The sequence below is a fragment of the Staphylococcus sp. 2S1 genome (assembly GCF_046721335.1).
GTDB lineage: Bacteria > Bacillota > Bacilli > Staphylococcales > Staphylococcaceae > Staphylococcus > Staphylococcus equorum_A.
The window spans coordinates 2,383,040-2,404,841 of record NZ_JBEUUJ010000003.1 but is presented as its reverse complement, the minus strand read 5'-3'; the positions used below and the strand labels follow the sequence as shown (position 1 = coordinate 2,404,841).

Below are 21,802 nucleotides of genomic sequence, written 5' to 3'. Positions count from 1 at the left end.
TAATAATGATAACCAAATGAAAAGTAATAAAAATTGAACTGTAAGGCTATCCATACTAAAATGAGATTATAACACCGTTTCATATCATGACGTGTTTAAGGGTATATAAACAAATACTTATTTCTTAGTGTTTTGGCAAGAGGATTAAACTTTAAATATTCACAAAAGGGACGAAATTGGATATAATGGTTAATGAAAGCCATTTCATAACGAAATAGAAAAGGGGAATTTATATATGGCAGAGTTACAAAAAGGTTTAGAAGGGGTAATTGCATCTCAAACTAAAGTAAGTTCTATCATTGATAGTCAATTAACATATGCAAGTTATGATATTGATGATTTAGCTCAAAATGCTGAGTTTGAAGAAGTTGTCTTCTTATTATGGCACTACCGATTACCTAATGAAGAAGAATTAAAAGAATTAAAAGAAAAGCTTTTTGAACACATGACACTAAATCCTAGAGTGTATAATCACTTTAAAGAGTACGCTACTAGTAATGTGCATCCAATGACAGCGTTAAGAACTTCTGTGTCTTATATTGCCCATTTTGATGAACATGCTGAAACTGAAAGCGATGAACAAACAATGGAACGTGCAATACGTATTCAAGCTAAAATAGCTTCTCTTGTTACAGCATATGCAAGAGTTAGAGAAGGTAAAGAGGTTGTAAAACCAAATAGTGATTTAAATTATGCAGGAAACTTCTTATATATGTTAAGAGGGGAACTACCTACAGATATCGAAGTTGAAGCGTTTAACAAAGCGCTTGTATTACATGCTGACCATGAGTTGAATGCCTCAACATTTACAGCAAGATGTGCTGTTTCATCATTATCAGATATGTATTCAGGCATTGTTGCTCGCAGTTGGTTCATTAAAAGGCCCACTTCACGGTGGCGCAAATGAACGTGTCATGAGCATGCTAGCTGAAGTGAAATCAATTGATGAAGTTGATAATTACATCGATAAAAAAATTGAAAATAAAGAAAAAATTATGGGCTTCGGACACCGTGTATATAAAGATGGTGATCCAAGAGCGAAATACTTAAAAGAAATGAGTAGAAAAATCACAGCAGAAACAGGTCAAAGTCAATTATTTGATATTTCCGTTAAAATTGCTGATAAGATGAAAGAAGAAAAAGGCTTAATAGCCAATGTGGATTTCTTTAGTGCGACAGTTTATCATAGTATGAACATTGAGCATGATTTATTCACTCCAATTTTTGCGGTAAGTAGAACTTCTGGTTGGATTGCACATATCTTAGAACAATATAGAGATAACCGAATTATGCGTCCAAGAGCTGAGTATATTGGTGAAACAGATAGAAAATATGAACCAATAGAAAAAGATAATAAGTTTAATCATTTTCATTACAGTTTTTATTGTAATAATGAATGTATAAACAATATTTTTGAAAAGTATTTAATCAATAAAACAAAACACGGAGGTTTTTTTACATGTCAGGAGAAAAAATAGTAAAATCACAAGAAGGTTTAACAGTTCCAAATAATCCAATCATCCCATTTATTATCGGTGATGGTATTGGACCAGATATCTGGAATGCGGCAAGCAGAGTAATCGATGCGACTGTTGAAGAAGCTTATAACGGTGAAAAGAAAATCGAATGGAAAGAAGTATTAGCTGGACAAAAAGCTTACGATGAAACTGGCGAATGGTTACCTAAAGAAACACTTGATACAATTAATGAATATCTAATTGCTATTAAAGGTCCTTTAACAACACCAATTGGCGGCGGTATCCGCTCACTTAACGTTGCTTTACGTCAAGAATTAGATTTATTTACATGTTTACGCCCAGTACGTTGGTTCCAAGGCGTTCCTTCACCAGTTAAACGTCCTGAAGACACTGATATGGTTATTTTCCGTGAAAATACTGAAGACATTTATGCTCGGTATTGAATTCCAAGAAGGTACTCCTGAAGTTAAGAAATTAATTGAATTCTTACAAAATGAAATGGGCGCTAAAAATATTAGATTCCCAGAAACATCAGGTATTGGTGTGAAACCAGTTTCTAAAGAAGGTACAGAACGTTTAGTACGTGCTTCTATACAATACGCTTTAGAAAATAATCGTAAATCATTAACTTTAGTGCATAAAGGTAATATCATGAAATTTACTGAAGGTGCATTTAAACAATGGGGTTATGATTTAGCACATAACGAATTTGGTGATAAAGTATTTACTTGGCAACAATATGATGAAATTGTTGAAAAAGAAGGTAAAGACAAAGCAAACGAAGCGCAAGAAAAAGCAGAAAAAGAAGGCAAAATTATCGTTAAAGATTCAATTGCTGACATTTTCTTACAACAAATCTTAACACGTCCATCAGATCATGATGTAGTGGCTACAATGAACTTAAATGGTGACTATGTATCTGATGCATTAGCAAGCACAAGTTGGTGGTATTGGTATTGCACCTGGTGCAAACATTAACTATGAAACTGGACATGCTATTTTTGAAGCTACACATGGTACAGCTCCAAAATACGCTGGACAAAACAAAGTTAACCCATCATCTGAAATTTTAAGTGCAACACTAATGTTAGAACACTTAGGTTGGCAAGAAGCTGCAGATAAGATTACTGAATCAATTGAAAAAACAATTGCTTCTAAAGTAGTAACTTACGACTTTGCCCGTTTAATGGATGGTGCTAAAGAAGTATCTACTTCTGACTTTGCAGATGAACTTATTAAAAACATCAAATAATATAAATTCGTATTGATTTTAAAGTTACCAACAATATCTTAGGATTTTGTTGGTATTTTTTTGTTTTCACGATTTAGTAAAAATGCACCACAAAGAGTATTTAATTCATATAGTTTTAAATGTAAATTGTAAATTTAAGGATAGTATTTAATGTAAATTAACACGGAGGATTTCAGGGAACTGCATATTTTCAGTGATATAAGTGTTCATCTTGTTAATTAAATGTTAAGATTTTGTTAACGTATAATTTCAGGAAAATTCAGTAAAACAAAATCAACAGCACAACAGATTGTTAACAGTACAATTACATTAAATTCATGAATACTTAATTTGTTTCTATAATATAGGCATTGTAAAGTTTATGTGAAAAGAATTTAAAGTATGTTATTTTTATTTAAATATAAGTTATAATTAATTTGTAAACACAAATATGGAGGTATACTATGTCACAAAAAGTACTTGTAGTAGATGATGAGCAATCAATCGTAACCTTATTAAAATATAATTTAGAGCAAGCTGGATATATAGTGGATGTAGCTTATGATGGAGAAGAAGCACTGGAGAAGGTTAATGCTACAAACCCCGAATTAGTTGTGTTAGATGTCATGCTTCCCAAAAAGGATGGAATAGAAGTGTGTAAAACGATCCGTTCTGATAAAAATCTTGTACCCATCTTAATGCTGACAGCTAAAGATGATGAATTTGATCGTGTACTTGGACTAGAACTTGGCGCAGACGATTATATGACTAAACCATTTTCACCAAGAGAAGTCGTAGCAAGAGTCAAAGCTATTTTAAGAAGATCTGCCATGGTTACAGAAGCGACTCAAATTGAAAATGATGAAGATGACATACTTATTGGTGCAATCAGAATTAGACCAGAATATTTTGAAGTGTATAGAGAAGATGAACTATTAGAATTAACACCAAAAGAATTTGAACTGTTATTATATCTTATCGAAAGACAGGGTAGAGTAATCACACGTGAACATATGTTAAATTCAGTTTGGAATTATGAATTTGCGGGTGACTCTAGAATTGTGGATGTACATATTAGTCATTTAAGAGATAAATTAGAAGAAAACCCAAAACAACCTAAACTTATCAAAACAGTACGAGGTTTAGGATATAAATTGGAGAGACCTAAGGTTTAATGCTGAAGTTTCATCACCGCCTCTTATTTTTATTATGTACCATCGTTATCATTAGTTTTATTATGCTAGGCGCAATCATAACACATGTTATTTATAACACGGTTACTACGGGTCAAGAAGGCGACCTAGAGCATCGTTCGGAGCATTTCGTTAGTTTGTACAACCATGATAAAATAGCTGAAATCAAAGATATTGCTGAAAGTGAGAAACTTACTGTAGTCATTGAAAAAGGTAACGATGTCTTGTTGTCCACAAAACAAGGTACTGAGATAAATGAAGATATAAGAAATGAAGCTATTCCTTCGAAACTAATTTATGATAAAGTAGCCGATGATCGAAGATATACATTTAAAACTTCAATCAAAGATCAAGACGTTTTGATTAGTGGTGTAAATAATGAAATCTTAGAATTGCAAATTGAAATATGGAAATACACTGCTTTAATTGGTTTGATTGTTTTAGTGATTATTTTCTTTGTAGTTCGAAGTATCAATAGAACATATATTAGACCTATTAATGAAGTAACTTATGCCACGAACCTTTTAGCTGAAGGTTATTATCACGTGAGGGTACCTGAAAGTAACGTTAAAGAGACGAGAGAGTTGTTCGTTACTACAAATGAATTAGCTAGACGTTTACAACGTTTAAACCATAAGCAAAAACTACAATCCAATAGACTAAAAACAACTGTAGAAAGTATTCCAAGTTCCATATTAATGATTGATAAATATGGTGAAATTGTTGTAGCAAATAAAGCATATTATGAGTTGTTTACGCCTGAAGAAGCAGTAGAACATAAAAGTTATGTTGAGTTTATCGATGTTAAAATTCAAAAACTTATTGCTCGATGCTTTTAAAGTAGAAAAACCTATTTATGATCAAGTGGAATTAACCATAGATCAAGTGCATCAAAAATATTTTGATACTGCTTGTGTGCCAATTTTGTCAAAAACAAAGAAAAATTTATATGGCATGGTTATTGTTATGCATGATATCACGAACCTTAAAAAGCTTGAAAATTTGCGTCGTGAATTTGTAGCGAATGTATCACATGAACTAAAAACACCTATTACTTCAATAAAAGGATTTGCTGAGACATTATTAGATGGGGCGAAAAATGATGAACAGGCATTAAATGACTTTTTACAAATCATTTCTAAAGAATCTGATCGCATAGAAACCTTAGTTTTTGATTTACTAGATTTATCTCATGTCGAACAACAATCTGAAATAGAAACAGAATATATCAGTTTGTCTGACATTGCTGAGTTAACGATAAAAAATATGCAGACGATTGCTGAAAGTAAAGATATAACCATTTTAAATGAAGTGACGCCTGATATTGTCATTGATGCAAATAAGGATAAAGTTTCACAAGTTGTTATCAATTTGTTATCAAATGCAATTAGTTATTCTAAGGAATCGGATGAAGTCATTGTACGTGTATATAAAGAAGGTAATAAACGTATACTAGAAGTAGAAGATTTTGGTATGGGGATCAGTGAAGAAGATCAAAAACATATTTTTGAACGCTTCTATAGAGTAGATAAAGCACGTAGTAGAGATTCAGGTGGTACGGGCTTAGGACTATCGATTACAAAACATATTATGGAAGCCCATAATGGTAGAATTAACGTCATTAGTAGTCCAAATGAAGGCTCGACGTTTAGAATTACATTTTTTGAAACAGAGTAAGTATACTTTAAATGAATAATTGTTGTATAATATCAAATTGATAGTCGATCTAATTAACTTAATGTTGTTAGGTCGACTTTTTATATTGCTATGAAAATCAGAAGATATGTCGTATCAATACGGATAGGGTCATAATTTATGATAAAATGGATAGTAAATATGTGTTGGAGGTTAAAACATTGAATAAATTAATCTTAGTTGATGGTAACAGTCTTAGCTTTAGAGCTTTTTACGCTTTGCCATTGTTACAAAATAAAGCAGGTATTCATACCAATGCCGTGTACGGTTTTGCAATGTTGCTTGAAAAAATTATAAAAGAAGAACAGCCTACACATTTCTTAGTTGCATTCGATGCCGGAAAGACAACGTTCAGACACTCACAATATAGTGAATATAAAGGTGGACGTCAAAAAACACCACCTGAATTAAGTGAACAATTTCCTTATATCAGACAATTATTAGATGCTTATCAAATTAAGCGCTATGAGTTAGACAATTATGAAGCGGATGATATTATCGGTACGCTGAGTAAACAAGCAAATGAAGAAAAATTCCAAACGATTATCGTAACTGGTGACCGAGATTTAACACAACTTGCTACAGATGACGTGACAATCTATTATACTAAAAAAGGTGTAACAGACGTTGATCATTACACGCCGGAATTTATAGCCGAAAAATATGATGGTTTGGTTCCAGAACAAATTATTGATATGAAAGGCTTAATGGGTGATGCTTCGGACAATATTCCAGGTGTTGCAGGTGTTGGCGAGAAAACAGCAATTAAATTATTGAAGCAATTTTCAAATGTTGAAAATGTCTATGAACACCTAGATGAAGTGTCAGGTAAGAAATTAAAAGAGAAACTTGAAAATAGTAAAGATGATGCTTTAATGAGTAAGGAACTTGCGACAATTAATTGTGAAAGTCCAATTGAAGTATCCTTAAACGAGACTAAGTTACAAGAAAATCCAGATACAAATGATAAAATTGAATTATTTAAAAAATTGGAGTTCAAACAATTGTTGGACCAAATAGATGTTGATGGTAGTAGCTCAAGTGTTGAAGAAATGGAAATCAATACAGTGAGTGATTTTGCACAGGTTGATTTTAACAACTTGATCGCTGCGACTATACATTTTGAGTTAGATGGTTCTAATTATTTAAAAGATGACATATTAAAATTTGCTTTATATGATGGCACACACCATGTTGTTATTGATGCACATAAGATGCATGATTATCCAGAACTTATTGCATGGTTAGAAGATAGTACTACAGAAAAGAATGTATATGATGCTAAAAAATCATATGTCGTCGCACATAGATTAGATATCGCGATTAAGCACATTGTGTTTGATGTGATGTTAGCAAGTTATATTATTGATCCATCCCGTACAATAGATGACGTCAATTCAGTTGTTACGAATTATGGTCAGTATTACGTACAACAAACCATCGCTATTTATGGTAAAGGCAAAAAAAGACAGTTGCCTGAAGATGAAGTTCTGAATCATCATGTAGCAACTATTATAGAAGCAATTAGTGCGACTAAACCTAAAATGGCAGAACAACTAGATGAATATAACCAAACAGATTTACTATATGATTTAGAGTTACCATTGGCACGCATTTTAAGTGAAATGGAAGAAACAGGTATTTATACAGTTGCTGATGATTTAAAAGAAATGGAAAAAGAGATTCAAAGTAAATTAGATGTGTTAATAAAAAATATACATGAAGCTCGCAGGAGAGCCGTTTAATATCAATTCACCAAAACAGTTAGGTGTTGTATTATTTGAAACATTAGAGTTACCTGTAATTAAAAAAACGAAGACTGGTTATTCCACAGCAGTAGATGTGTTAGAACAATTACAAGGTGAACATCCAATTATTGAACATATCCTTGAATATAGACAACTTGCTAAATTACAATCTACGTATGTAGAAGGATTACAAAAAGTAATTGCTGAGGATAATCGTATTCATACACGTTTTAACCAAACGCTAGCACAAACTGGTAGATTGTCATCTATTGATCCTAACCTACAAAATATACCTGTTCGTTTAGAAGAGGGTAGAAAAATTAGAAAAGCGTTTAAATCTACAGATGAAAATAATGTCATATTTGCAGCCGATTACTCGCAAATTGAATTAAGGGTATTGGCGCACATCACGCAAGATGAAAGTATGAAACAAGCATTTATTAATGATGAAGACATTCACACAGCTACAGCTATGAAAGTATTCAATGTGCAACCAGATGAAGTTGATGGCACGATGCGTAGACAAGCGAAGGCAGTGAATTTCGGAATTGTTTATGGTATAAGTGATTATGGTCTAAGCCAAAGTTTAGGCATAACAAGAAAACAAGCCAAACAATTTATTGATGATTATTTAGATAGTTTCCCTGGTGTTAAACAATATATGGAAGATATTGTTAAAGACTGTAAAGCTCAGGGCTATGTTGAAACATTATTACATCGTCGTAGATATATACCTGATATCACAAGTAGAAACTTTAATTTAAGAGGTTTTGCAGAAAGAACCGCAATGAATACACCAATTCAAGGTACAGTCTGCAGATATTATTAAATTAGCCATGGTTAATTTTGCAAATGAAGTTAAAGATACGGATTTCCATGCGCAACTTTTATTACAAGTGCATGATGAATTGATTTTTGAAGTACCTAAAGAAGAAGTAGAAGCATTTGAAAAATTTATTGAAAAGATTATGGACAATGCGATAGAGTTAGATGTACCATTAAAAGTTGAATCTAGCTATGGTCAAACATGGTACGATGCAAAATAGAAAGAGGGTATTATATTGCCTGAGTTACCAGAAGTAGAACATGTAAAAAGAGGTATTAAACCTTTTGTTAAAGGACAAACAATTGAATCAGTTACTTTTTCTGACAAAGTGCATGAAGGTAAAGCAAACAAACGTGAAACAATAATTAAAGGTTTAGAATTAGATACGTTTAGACGCTTTACTGAGCAATTTACAATAAATGATATAGATAGACGAAGTAAGTATATCGTTTTCTATTTAGAGAAAGACGGTGAAGAAAGAATACTCATTAGCCATCTGGGTATGGTCGGTGGTTTCTTTGTAGTCGATAAAATAGAAGATATTAGTGTTCCAAATTATCGTAAACATTGGCATGTTATATTTAAATTAAATAATGATAAGTTGCTTGTCTATTCTGATATTCGCCGCTTCGGTGAAATTAGAAATGTGCCATCATTTGAAGCGTATCCATCATTTTTAGAAATCGCTCCAGAACCATTTGATGAAGAAGCAATGCCACATTACTTATCATGGTTTAATAAAAAACTTTACCAGAACAAGCCAATTAAACAAATGATTTTAGATCATCGGGTCATTTCGGGCTGTGGTAACATTTATGCGTGTGAAGCGCTTTTTAGAGCAGGTATCCATCCAAGCGCGTCTATCAAAAGAGTTAAATAATCAAGAACGAGAAATATTATTTTATTATGTTCGAGATGTATTAGAAGCGGGTATAAAATATGGTGGAACGAGCATATCTGATTATCGTCATGCAGACGGTAGTACAGGTACGATGCAATTACATCTTAATGTTTATAAACAAAAGATATGTAAAGTGTGTGGAAGTGATATTGAAACTCAAGTTATTGCAACGAGAAATAGTCATTTCTGCGCTACATGTCAAAAATAAAGGAAGAGTGATATTATGCCAAAAGTTATAGGACTAACAGGTGGTATCGCATCAGGTAAATCTAGTGTTTCGGAATTATTAACCGTACATGGTTTTAAAGTCGTAGATGCAGATGTTGCATCACGCCAAGCAGTAGAAAAAGGTACTAAAGGACTAGAACAAGTTAAAGAAGCATTTGGAGAAGAAGCAATAGATGAAGATGGCAATATGAATAGATCATATGTAGGAGATGTCATATTTAATCATCCAGAGAAAAGATTGGAATTAAATGAAATTGTTCATCCTATTGTTAGAGATATCATGGAACAAGAAAAAGAAGCTTATCTTGAGCAAGGCTATAACGTAATTATGGATATTCCGTTATTATTTGAAAATGACTTACAAGATACTGTGGATGAAGTTTGGTTAGTATACACTTCTGAAAGTATACAAATTGATAGATTGATGGAACGTAATGATTTATCAATGGAAGATGCGAAAGCACGCGTTTATAGCCAAATTTCAATTGATAAAAAACGTAGAATGGCGGATCGTGAAATTGATAACCGTGATACGAAATTAGAATTGAAACAGAACTTAGAACAATTGCTCGTAGAGGAAGGTTATATTCACAACAATACTGAAGAAGAGGCGCAATAAATCATGAGTCTTTAAATGATGATTTTCGTAAGCTTGATTTAATATACATTAGTATGGTTTAATAAGTATATTCTGAAGTACTACTCAACTTATAATTTAAGTTTGAGTGGTACTTTTTCAATATGAAGTTAAATTATTTGGATAAACTTATTATGAAAAGGGCTCTTTAAGTTCATAGGTATGCGGAATTTAAATTTTTTTAAATTTATTTTAGAAAACGCTTTCTTGTACTTTTATTTATGTTATACTATTTCCATAAAGTATAACACAAAAACAAGGGGTGCTTTGAATGACGACAAATATTGCAATTAATGGAATGGGTAGAATAGGAAGAATGGTATTAAGAATCGCTTTGAAAAATAAGGATTTAAATGTAGTAGCAATTAATGCGAGCTACCCTCCTGAAACGATTGCCCACCTAATTAATTATGATACAACTCATGGTGCTTATGATTTAAAAGTAGAGCCTATAGAAAATGGCGTCAAAGTTGATAATCATGAGATTAAGCTTGTAGCGGAAAGAAATCCTGAGCACTTACCTTGGGAAACGCTGAACATCGATATCGTTATTGAAGCTACTGGAAAATTCAATCATGGAGATAAAGCTGTTGCACATATTAATGCAGAGCGCTAAAAAAGTATTGCTTACTGGCCCATCTAAAGGTGGAGAAGTCCAAATGATTGTCAAAGGTGTTAATAATGAGCAATTAAACATTGAAGAGTATGACATATTTAGCAATGCTTCATGTACTACAAACTGTATTGGTCCAGTTGCAAAAGTATTAAATGACCAATTTGGTATACAAAACGGTTTAATGACAACGGTTCATGCCATTACGAATGATCAAAATAATATAGATAATCCGCATAAAGATTTAAGACGTGCGCGTTCTTGCAATGAAAGTATTATTCCAACTTCAACAGGTGCTCGCAAAAGCACTAACAGAAGTTCTACCTGAATTAGATGGTAAATTGCACGGTATGGCATTAAGAGTACCGACGAAGAATGTTTCATTAGTGGATTTAGTCGTTGATTTAGACACGAATGTAACGGCTGAACAAGTCAATCAAGCATTTAAAGATAATGACTTAGACGGTGTGATTGCAACTGAAGATGCACCTTTAGTATCTATGGACTTTAATACAAACCCACATTCAGCAATTATTGATACACAAAGTACAATGATTATGGGTGATAATAAAGTTAAAGTAATCGCGTGGTATGATAATGAATGGGGTTATTCAAATAGAGTAGTAGATGTAGCTGAACAAATAGGTCAATTACTCAAAAATGATGTTGGTGCTGTCACAAATTAAAGTACACATTTATAACAGTTAATAATAATCTGTTTGATTAAATTTTAAGAAACTACCATGTTTAGACTATACGACATTATAATAGAAAGTATTATGTATACTCCTTTTGAAGTGATGCACATTGATAGTGCCTACTTTGAAAGGAGTTTTCATTTTGTCGTTTAAACCTATATAATAGATGATTGTAGAAATAGACAATGATGAATTTACTGAGCATGTTAAACTTACTGTCAGGGAGACGTGATAAGTATTTTAATTTCTAACAATATTTGGGATGTTAGTGATAAAAATTACATAATGCATTAAGTATTTTACATGTATCATAGTGATTCTTTTGTGACATACATATTTATAGTATAATGATAAGTAATCAAAACGAGAGGGTGATAATTCGATGAAATGCCCGAAATGTAATTCGACTCATTCTCGTGTTGTAGACTCTAGACATGCAGATGAAGTTAATGCGATTCGACGTAGAAGAGAATGTGAAAAGTGTAGTACGAGATTCACAACTTTTGAACATATAGAAAAAAGACCACTTATTGTGGTGAAAAAAGATGGTACGCGGGAACAATTTTCACGTGAAAAGATTTTAAATGGATTGGTACGCTCATGTGAAAAAAGACCAGTACGTTATCAACAATTAGAAGATATTACGAATAACGTTGAATGGAAGTTACGTGATGACGGACATGCAGAAATTTCTTCAAGAGAAATTGGAGAACATGTGATGAATTTGCTTATGCACGTAGATCAAGTATCATATGTTAGATTTGCATCTGTATATAAAGAATTTAAGGATGTAGATCAACTATTACAATCTATGCAAGGTATTTTAGCTGGAAATAAACGGAGTGATTCTTAAATGGGGTTACAATCATATGATTATGGTTTGAGACCACATGATAATTTTACTGTTGTGCGAAATTTCTATTTGAACAGTAAGCATCTAGAAATTTTAAATAGATTGTTCACACCAATGATTGGTGCAAATGCAATTGGTTTATATCATTATTTGAATCAGTTTGTAGAATATGAAGCGGATTCTGTATTGACGCACTATATAATTATGAGTGAGTTAAAGATTAATTTATTAGAATTTAGAAAAGATATGGACTTATTAGAGGGTATTGGTTTAGTTAAAACATTAGTGAATCATGATGCACAGCATTCGTCTTTTGTTTATCAGCCTTGTTCAACCACCCTCAGCAAAACAATTTTTCAGTGATCCAATGTTATCAGTGTATTTGTTTAGTGAAGTAAGCAAACAACGTTATCAACAATTGAAACGCCATTTTGAACATAAAAAGCAAATTGACTTTAGTAAATATCAAGATGTGACACGCAATTTCACTGATGTGTTTAAGGTGCCTAATAAGTCCTTAGATAACGATACAAATGAAATCCAAAGTGAAACTGCATATGAAGGTTTAAACTTGTCACAAGTGCACTTTGATTTTGAAACACTATATGATTTATTACAAAATCACTTTATTAGCACAAAAATTATAGATAAAGAAGCAAAAGCTTTAATCACACAAATCGCGACCTTATATGGTTTAACGCCTGAGCCGATGAAGCGCATCATTTTAAAATCTATAACAAGCGCACAAGAACTTTCGTTTGAAGAATTAAGAAAACATGCAAGAACTTATTATTTGATGGAGCATGAACAACAAATGCCATCTTTAAATATAAAAACTAACAATTATGCAGATAACACAACCCAAGTTGATCAAACGCAGAATGATAACCAAACTCAAAACCAAACACAAAATGAGGATAACTCTGCTACATGGTTAAAACAGTTAGAAGAAACAAGTCCAATAGATATGTTAGCATCTTGGTCAGAATCTGAACCGACAACACAACAAAAATATATGATTGAAGAGTTAGTAGAACGTGAACAATTGTCATTCGGTGTCATTAATATACTGTTACAATTTGTGATGTTGAAAGAAGATATGAAGCTACCTAAGACTTATATTTTTGAAATAGCATCCAATTGGAAGAAAAAAGGTATCAAAACAGCGGAACAAGCATATCAATACGCGATAAAAGTGAATCAACCTAAGACTGAAAACAAGTCATCTAAACCTTATTATAAACAAAAACAACTGGCATCGAGAGAGATGACGCCTAAATGGTTAGAAGAGCGAGATAACAAAGCAGAAACTGACACTTCAAATAATAATGAAGATGATGAAAAATTGAAGAATGATAGAGAACAGTTTTTAAATCAACTTAAAGATAGATGGAAGGAGGACAAATAAATGAAACCTTTTAATCAAATTATGGGCGATTCTAACGATTTATCAAAAAAAATTGCCAAAATAAAAAAAGATGTCGTCAATGATCCAGACGTTAAACAGTTTCTAGAGTCACATAAAGCTGAATTGACGAATGCAATGATAGATGAAGATTTGAATATTTTACAAGAATATAAAGATCAAGAAAAGCGTTATGATGGTCATAAATTAAAAGACTGTCCCAATTTTGTTACAGGTCATATTCCTGAATTATATATCGAACATAATCATATAAAAATTCGCTACTTACCTTGTCCTTGTAAAATTAAACATGATGAAGAACGGTTTAATAAACATTTAATTACGTCGCACCATATGCAACGTGACACACTAGATGCAAAACTTGAAGATATATATATGGATAGAAGAGATAGATTAGATGTCGCAATGGTCGCTAACCAAATTTGTGAAAAAATAACAAATAAAGAGACCCAAATTAAAGGTTTATATTTACATGGTCCATTTGGTACTGGTAAATCATTTATCCTTGGCGCAATTGCAAATCAATTAAAAACTGAAAAGATACCATCTACAATTGTTTATTTACCAGAATTTATTCGTTCGCTTAAAGGCGGGTTTAAAGATGGTACTTTTGAAACAAAACTCTCTAGAGTGAGAGAAGCAAATATATTAATGTTAGATGATATAGGCGCTGAAGACATCACACCATGGGCACGAGATGAAGTGATTGGACCATTGCTACATTATCGTATGGTTCAAGAGTTACCTACATTTTTCAGTTCTAATTTAAGTTTTGAAGAATTAGAATATCACCTCTCTGTTACACGAGACGGTACAGAAAAAACAAAGTCCGCAAGAATAATGGAAAGAATCAAAACATTATCAACACCTTATTTCTTAGAAGGAAAAATTACAGGAACGATTGAAATCTAAAATAAATGTTGTATAATAAACTTAAATCTAAATCATAAAAAATGAAATGAAGACGAGATGAATAAACCACTACTTCACAGAGAACCAGTAAAAGATGAGATGCTCGGTAAGTAAGTTTATTCGTTACTACTTTATAAAATGATGTTGTAATGAACATCCGGCTCAAGACCGTTATCTTACGTAGAGTAAAGTTATGTATATCAAATACATCATAACTTTAATTTAGGGTGGTACCGCGAAGACCTCGTCCCTTTTTAGGGATGGGGTCTTTTTGTTTTTTTGAGTCTAATTCAGTATAAACGTCATTTCATTTTGATTTAAGTGCTTGAATAAATAGGAGGGTTTTTTATGGAGCAAATAAATATTAAATTTCCAGATGGCAATTCAAAAGTGTTTGATAAAGGTACAACTACAGAAGATATTGCACATTCTATAAGTCCAGGATTAAGAAAAAAAGCTGTAGTCGGTAAATTAAATGGACAACTCATAGATTTAACTAGATCAATTGACGAAGATGGATCAATTGAAATCGTTACACCTGGTTCTGATGAAGCGCTAGAAGTGTTACGTCATTCTACTGCACATCTTATGGCTCAAGCTTTAAAACGTCTATATGGTAATGTTCATTTTGGCGTTGGTCCGGTAATTGATGGTGGGTTTTATTATGACTTTGATATGGAAGAAAGTATTTCATCAGATGATTTTGAAAAAATAGAAAAAACAATGAAGCAAATTGTTAATGAAAACTATCCAATAGAACGTAAAGTCGTTTCGAGAGATGAAGCTAAAACATTTTTCTCAGACGACCCGTATAAGCAAGAATTAATTGATGCTATTCCAGAAGATGAAAATGTGACGCTATATTCACAAGGAGAGTTCACTGATTTATGTCGTGGTGTTCATGTGCCATCTACTTCTAAAATAAAAGAATTTAAATTATTATCAACAGTCGGTGCATATTGGCGTGGAAACAGTGATAATAAAATGTTACAACGTATATACGGCACAGCATTTTTCGATAAAAAAGAACTGAAAGCGCATTTGAAAATGTTGGAAGAACGAAAAGAACGTGATCACCGTAAAATTGGTAAAGATTTAGAACTGTTCGCTAACAATCCTTTAGTAGGTGCAGGTTTGCCACTTTGGTTGCCTAATGGTGCTACAATACGTCGTGAAATTGAACGTTATATTGTAGATAAAGAAGTAAGTATGGGTTATGACCATGTTTATACTCCAGTGATGGCTAACGTTGATTTGTATAAAACATCAGGCCATTGGGATCATTATCAAGAAGACATGTTCCCAACAATGAAATTAGATGAACACGAAGAAATGGTCTTAAGACCAATGAACTGTCCACACCATATGATGATTTATGCAAATAAACCACATTCATATCGTGAATTGCCTATTAGAATTGCTGAATTAGGTACTATGCACCGTTATGAAGCGAGTGGCGCGGTTTCTGGTTTACAACGTGTCCGCGGAATGACATTAAATGATGCGCATATTTTTGTACGTCCGGACCAAATTAAAGAAGAATTCAAACGTGTTGTAAATTTAATTGTTGATGTATACAAGGATTTCAACTTTGAGAATTATAAATTCCGTGTAAGTTACAGAGATCCCGAAGATAAAGAAAAATACTTCGATGACGATGACATGTGGAACAAAGCAGAAAGTATGTTGAAAGAAGCGGTAGATGAACTTGGCTTAGATTATGAAGAAGCAGTAGGTGAAGCAAGCATTCTATGGTCCGAAACTTGACGTACAGGTTCAAACTGCTATGGGTAAAGAAGAAACATTATCTACTGCCCAATTAGACTTCTTATTACCAGAAAAATTTGATTTAACTTATATTGGTAATGATGGGGAACAGCATAGACCAGTAGTCATTCACCGTGGTGTAGTATCTACTATGGAGCGTTTCGTTGCATTCTTGACTGAAGAAACAAAAGGCGCATTCCCCGCTTGGTTAGCGCCAAAACAAGTAGAAATCATACCTGTTAATGTTGATTTACATTATGATTATGCTAGACACATTCAAGACGAGCTTAAATCTCAAGGTGTTAGAGTTGAAATTGATGACCGTAATGAAAAAATGGGTTATAAAATCAGAGAAGCGCAAATGCAAAAAATCCCTTATCAACTTGTTGTAGGGGACAAAGAAGTAGAAAATAATGAAGTGAATGTACGTAAATATGGTTCCCAAGATCAAGAAACATTAGAAAAAGAAGAATTCATTTGGAATTTACTTGATGAGATTAGATTGAAAAAACAAAGATAGTCTTGAAACTCTTGGTGAAATCATGTATATTACAGAATAGTGAAGTAAGTTCACATTCATATAAAAATTAAATTTGAGTTAGAGGTTGCATATTCAATTAGTAATTATTCAGAAGCCGAATGGGGCATATGTTGAATAATAGAAAGGTGAAGATGCCGAAACCTGTATTGTCCATTAACTATACAGGTTGGGCCAGTTATCGAAAGAAACTGGACTGTCACATACGTGATGTGCTACCTATATAAATGCTATTATTAAAATGGTTGCATATCTAATAGGTATGCAACCATTTTATTTTTAGTCGAATGATTATCATAAATACGTTAACGGGAAAGAGCGAAATTTATAATTGTTGTGTAATTTATATACCTAATTACAATGAAGTACTGCTCAAACTATAAATAGTATGAATCTTAATCATATAGTAAGTTAACCTCTATATTTAAGGAAGGGAAGCGTCTATGGCAAAACAAGTGAATCAAAATGATGGAGTGCAAAGGGGTCTGAAAGATCGCCATATATCCATGATTGCAATTGGAGGTTGTATTGGGACTGGTTTATTTATGACTTCTGGTGGTGCAATCCATGATGCAGGTGGTTTAGGAGCGCTTTTAGCCTTTGCAATCATTGGGGCGATGGTATTCTTCCTTATGACTTCTCTAGGAGAAATGGCAACATATTTACCTGTGTCAGGCTCATTTAGTACATATGCTACACGTTTTGTTGATCCATCTCTAGGATTCGCATTAGGTTGGAACTATTGGTTTAACTGGGTAATTACAGTTGCAACTGATGTAACGATTGCAAGACAAGTAATACAGTATTGGACACCAATGTCAGGTATTCCGACTTGGAGTTGGAGCTGTCTATTCTTAATTATCATATTTGGACTGAATGCATTGTCCGTTAGAGTATTTGGCGAAAGTGAATATTGGTTTGCTTTAATTAAAGTAGTTACCGTAATTATCTTTATTGCTATCGGTTTATTAACAATAGTCGGTATCATGGGTGGCGAGTTTGTTGGTTTTGACACGTTTACTCAAGGTAATGGTCCTATTTTAGGTGATGGTTTTGGAGGAAGTATCTTAGCAATTTTAGGTGTGTTCTTAGTAGCAGGCTTTTCATTCCAAGGTACTGAACTCATTGGTATTACAGCAGGAGAGTCTGAAAATCCAGAGCGCGCAGTTCCTAAAGCAATTAAACAAGTATTCTGGAGAATATTAATATTCTATATTCTTGCAATTTTTGTAATCGGTATGTTGATACCATATGATAGCCCATCACTTATGGGTGGCGGAGATGATATTTCAACTTCACCATTTACGCTTGTATTCCAAAATGCAGGACTAGCATTTGCTGCCTCATTCATGAATGCTGTTATATTGACTTCAGTATTATCAGCCGGTAACTCAGGCATGTACGCTTCAACACGTATGCTATATTCAATGAGTAAAGATAAGCTTGCATATCCTATATTTGGTAAAACAAATAGAAGTGGTGTGCCATACGTATCATTACTTGCTACAGCAGTAGTCGTAGTAATTATCTTTGTACTACAACATTTGAGCGGTGACGCTTATGAGTATATCGTTGCCGCAAGTGGTCTGACTGGTTTTATTGCATGGGTTGGTATTGCAGTCAGTCATTACAGATTTAGAAAAGCTTTTGATAAACAAAACTATGATAAATCGAAATTAAAATATAAAGCTAAATTATTCCCATTTGGGCCTATTTTTGCAGGTGTCTTGTGTGTACTTGTAATTATTGGACAAGATGTTGATTTCATCCAATCAGGAGAATTTGATCTCAACAGATTTGTTATCACATATATGGGTATTCCGGTATTCTTAGCATTCTTCATTTATCATAAACTACGTTATAAAACAAAAATTGTACCATTAGAACAAGTGGATTTAAGACAAAATGTTAAAATGGACGATAAATAATAAGAAAAGCTATTGACTTGCTAATGAATTGTTGCTAAGATAGGTAATGTTGAATACGAAACGAACCAAGTAGAAGCTCCCGCTTCTCACCTGTTGCGACACTGATAGTAGTTGGCAGGTCTATATATACACGACATTGTTGTGTGTAAAGAAGAGCGGGTATATTATATACCCGCTCTTTTTCTTGGGATAATTTCGTAAAAATCTTGGAGGTGTCAACCATAGCAAAAGATCAGACTCAAGTTAACGAGAAGATTCGTGCAAAAGAATTACGTTTAATCGGACATGACGGAGAACAGATTGGTATTAAATCTAAAGCAGAAGCTTTAGAAATGGCAGAGCGCGTAGAACTCGATGTAGTTATTATGTCGCCTAATGCTAAACCACCTGTTGCGAAAATCATGGATTATGGTAAGTACAAATTCGAACAACAGAAAAAAGAAAAAGAAATGAAGAAGAAACAAAAAGTTATTAACCTTAAAGAAATCCGTTTAAGTCCTACAATTGAGGAACATGATTTCCAAACTAAATTGAAGAACGGACGTAAATTCTTAGAAAAAGGCGACAAATGTAAAGTTTCAATTCGTTTCAGAGGGCGTGCTATTACGCATAAAGAAATAGGTCAACGCGTATTAGAGAAATTTGCAGAAGAATGTAAAGATATCGCTACGATTGGGCAAAGACCTAAAATGGATGGACGCCAAATGTTCATTATGCTTAACCCACTCAACGAAAAATAAAAAGATACTACAGGAGGAATTGAATCATGCCTAAAATGAAAACACACCGTGGAGCAAAGAAACGTGTTAAAAGAACTGGTTCAGGTAAATTAAAACGTTCTAGAGCTTTCACATCACATATGTTTGCAAACAAAACAACTAAACAAAAACGTAAATTACGTAAAGCTTCATTAGTGAGCAAATCAGATATGAAACGCGTTAAACAATTATTAGCTTATAAAAAATAAGTAACGACAGATAAAATAAAGATTGAAGATATTTTGAGGAGGAATTTATTATGCCACGTGTTAAAGGTGGAACGGTAACAAGAGCTCGTCGTAAAAAGACGATTAAATTAGCTAAAGGTTACTTTGGTTCAAAAAGAACTTTATATAAAGTAGCAAAACAACAAGTAATGAAATCAGGACAGTACGCATTCCGCGACCGTCGTCAAAGAAAACGTGATTTCCGTAGATTATGGATTACACGTATTAACGGAGCCGCACGTCAACATGACATGAGCTATTCAAGATTAATGAACGGTTTGAAAAAAGCTGGAATCGATGTTAACCGTAAAATGCTTTCTGAAATTGCTATTTCAGACGAAAAAGCTTTCGGTGAATTAGTTGCTAAAGCTAAAGACGCTTTAAAATAATTCTCAAATAAAGAGATGTACAAATTCGTACATCTCTTTATTTTTGTATCGATTAACATTTTGATAAATAACTATCATTTGATAAAATGGCTAAGAAGTCATATATGAAGGAGAAACTTATGTCTAAATTTGATGAAATGATTACAGTAGTACCGAGAACAATTTTATTTAATAGTGAAAAGAATCAATTCAACGGTTTTCTTGATAAAAATTCTGAAAAGGGTCAAGACATCTTTGACGCACTTTCAAAGTATGAAATTAAGCGTCGTGGAGATATGGAGGAAGATCCGACATATAAACAATTGGTATCTTATTGTATTTTAGAAAATGAGAATGATGAAATTTTAGTGTATGAGCGATTAGCAGGTGGTGGAGAATCACGTTTGCACGGTCAATCTTCAATCGGTGTTGGTGGACACATGAACGATGTTAAAGGTGCTGAATCTATCAATGAAGTCTTGCGTATTAATGCACAAAGAGAACTTGAAGAAGAAGTAGGTCTGTCAGATAGTAAATCACAAAATTTAGCATACATAGGTTTTATTAATGATGATACTAATGAAGTTGGCGAAGTTCATTTAGGCGTAGTGTTTAAAATTAAAGTGAATAGTAATGAGGTTGAAGCTAAAGAAACAGATACATTAAAAATAAAATGGGTGAATCAAAGTAAAATAGATAACTATGATGACTTTGAAACATGGAGTACATTAATATTACAGTCAATACAATAGAGGTGCATAAAAATGTCTGATATCATTCCATTTCCACGTTCAAAAGATAAGTTAATAAGAGAAATCAAACAATCTTTTAACAATAATGAATTAGATCAAATGTATGAACTGTTTGAAGATTTTGAAAAGCAATTTGAATTAGATGAGCAAATGTCTCTATTGAAATGTGCCATGCTATATAAGATGGGGCATTATCTTGAGTTGCGTGAAGAAGCTATCATATTACTAAAACAAGGCATTACTAAGTATGATGATCTTATGGTTTATTACGTGAAAAGTTTAAACGGATTAGGACAATATTTTGAAGTCGTTGATGTCATTAATCAAATTATTGATGAAGTCAATGATCATAAAACAAGAATGGAACTATTTCCATTAAAAGAATATGCCCTAAGTCAAATTGATAAACATAATGCGCATGCAAGCAGAAATGCTTCGTGATTTTGAGTCGTTGTCACTACGTGAACAAATTAGTACAATCTTAACTTTAATAGATCATAATCAGTATCGATATCAAGAAACTGTGGTAAATATTATTAATGAAATTGAACTTGCACCGAATGTTGTGAGTATAATGCTTGAATATTTACGTTTTGCCGGATACAATCAAAACATTCGTGTTCAGAAATTTGATTATACAGTTGAAGTAAATCCAAATCATCTATCTGGTCTTGAACAAACACTGTTTAAGATTAAAATTATTCCAGAAGTTATTAAGCAAATAGAAGATGATGCAAGCACAAATTGTAGAGGAAGCACTTCACCTGATGAACAATCATGCTATTTTACTTTATCCATTAGATATAGAAAGCATAGCATCTGAAGATGAATGGATTGAAGCTTACACAAACTATTTCAAATCAATGTTAGGCTTAGAAAGTTTAGACACAACAAATACTATTGTTAACTTAATTACTTCAATTGATATGCATGAATAATTAATTTTTAAATTTTTGGGTAATTAATAATAGTAGTAAAATAATAATTAAATTAATTTCAATTATTCATTCAATATGTTTTGTAAA

At 32.8% G+C, this 21,802-nt stretch carries 8 protein-coding genes, 10 pseudogenes, 1 riboswitch and 1 other annotated feature; all 18 genes and pseudogenes read left to right on the top strand.

Annotation, left to right across the window (positions count from 1 at the left end; all coding sequences use genetic code 11):
- Positions 1-235: 235 nt before the first annotated feature.
- Positions 236-1,349: pseudogene (locus ABLV90_RS12535) on the top strand (citrate synthase); the annotation flags it as partial.
- 110 nt (positions 1,350-1,459) lie between these two features.
- A pseudogene (gene icd / locus ABLV90_RS12530) lies at positions 1,460-2,730 on the top strand (NADP-dependent isocitrate dehydrogenase).
- A gap of 443 nt (positions 2,731-3,173) precedes the next feature.
- The gene (locus ABLV90_RS12525; protein ID WP_460872718.1) at positions 3,174-3,884 is read left to right on the top strand and encodes a response regulator; all 711 of its coding nucleotides are present in this window, start codon (positions 3,174-3,176) and stop codon (positions 3,882-3,884) included.
- Positions 3,884-5,579, top strand: a pseudogene (gene pnpS, locus ABLV90_RS12520) (two-component system histidine kinase PnpS). The gene ABLV90_RS12525 and the pseudogene pnpS overlap by 1 nt, the downstream one beginning before the upstream one ends.
- A 179-nt stretch (positions 5,580-5,758) precedes the next feature.
- Positions 5,759-8,391: pseudogene (polA, locus tag ABLV90_RS12515) on the top strand (DNA polymerase I).
- Between the two features lie 15 nt (positions 8,392-8,406).
- Positions 8,407-9,280: pseudogene (gene mutM, locus ABLV90_RS12510) on the top strand (bifunctional DNA-formamidopyrimidine glycosylase/DNA-(apurinic or apyrimidinic site) lyase).
- Between the two features lie 15 nt (positions 9,281-9,295).
- Entirely contained in the window at positions 9,296-9,919 is a 624-nt protein-coding gene (gene coaE, locus ABLV90_RS12505; protein ID WP_046465538.1) for a dephospho-CoA kinase, read from the top strand.
- A gap of 289 nt (positions 9,920-10,208) precedes the next feature.
- A pseudogene (gene gap, locus ABLV90_RS12500) lies at positions 10,209-11,236 on the top strand (type I glyceraldehyde-3-phosphate dehydrogenase).
- 394 nt (positions 11,237-11,630) lie between these two features.
- Positions 11,631-12,101: a transcriptional regulator NrdR gene (gene nrdR / locus ABLV90_RS12495; protein ID WP_285323343.1), complete on the top strand. Its 471-nt coding sequence runs from the start codon at positions 11,631-11,633 to the stop codon at positions 12,099-12,101.
- Positions 12,102-13,509, top strand: a pseudogene (locus ABLV90_RS12490) (replication initiation and membrane attachment family protein). It begins immediately after the preceding gene.
- A pseudogene (gene dnaI, locus ABLV90_RS12485) lies at positions 13,510-14,432 on the top strand (primosomal protein DnaI).
- A 355-nt stretch (positions 14,433-14,787) separates the two neighbouring features.
- Positions 14,788-16,726, top strand: a pseudogene (gene thrS / locus ABLV90_RS12480) (threonine--tRNA ligase).
- A 71-nt stretch (positions 16,727-16,797) separates the two neighbouring features.
- Positions 16,798-16,970, top strand: a riboswitch (Lysine riboswitch).
- Positions 16,971-17,187: 217 nt separating this feature from the next.
- Positions 17,188-18,672, top strand: a complete 1,485-nt coding sequence (locus ABLV90_RS12475; RefSeq protein ID WP_460872717.1) for an amino acid permease — start codon at positions 17,188-17,190, stop codon at positions 18,670-18,672.
- Between the two features lie 61 nt (positions 18,673-18,733).
- Positions 18,734-18,862 (top strand) — a sequence feature (ribosomal protein L20 leader region).
- A gap of 22 nt (positions 18,863-18,884) precedes the next feature.
- Positions 18,885-19,412, top strand: coding sequence for a translation initiation factor IF-3 (gene infC, locus ABLV90_RS12470; RefSeq protein ID WP_002507377.1), 528 nt, complete (start codon positions 18,885-18,887; stop codon positions 19,410-19,412).
- A 26-nt stretch (positions 19,413-19,438) separates the two neighbouring features.
- On the top strand, positions 19,439-19,639 hold the full coding sequence (rpmI, locus tag ABLV90_RS12465) for a 50S ribosomal protein L35 (protein ID WP_460872716.1): 201 nt from the start codon (positions 19,439-19,441) through the stop codon (positions 19,637-19,639).
- Between the two features lie 50 nt (positions 19,640-19,689).
- Positions 19,690-20,046, top strand: coding sequence for a 50S ribosomal protein L20 (gene rplT, locus ABLV90_RS12460; RefSeq protein ID WP_002507379.1), 357 nt, complete (start codon positions 19,690-19,692; stop codon positions 20,044-20,046).
- A gap of 119 nt (positions 20,047-20,165) precedes the next feature.
- Positions 20,166-20,777: an NUDIX domain-containing protein gene (locus ABLV90_RS12455; RefSeq protein ID WP_046465532.1), complete on the top strand. Its 612-nt coding sequence runs from the start codon at positions 20,166-20,168 to the stop codon at positions 20,775-20,777.
- Positions 20,778-20,789: 12 nt separating this feature from the next.
- A pseudogene (locus ABLV90_RS12450) lies at positions 20,790-21,715 on the top strand (hypothetical protein).
- The last annotated feature ends 87 nt before the right edge of the window (positions 21,716-21,802 follow it).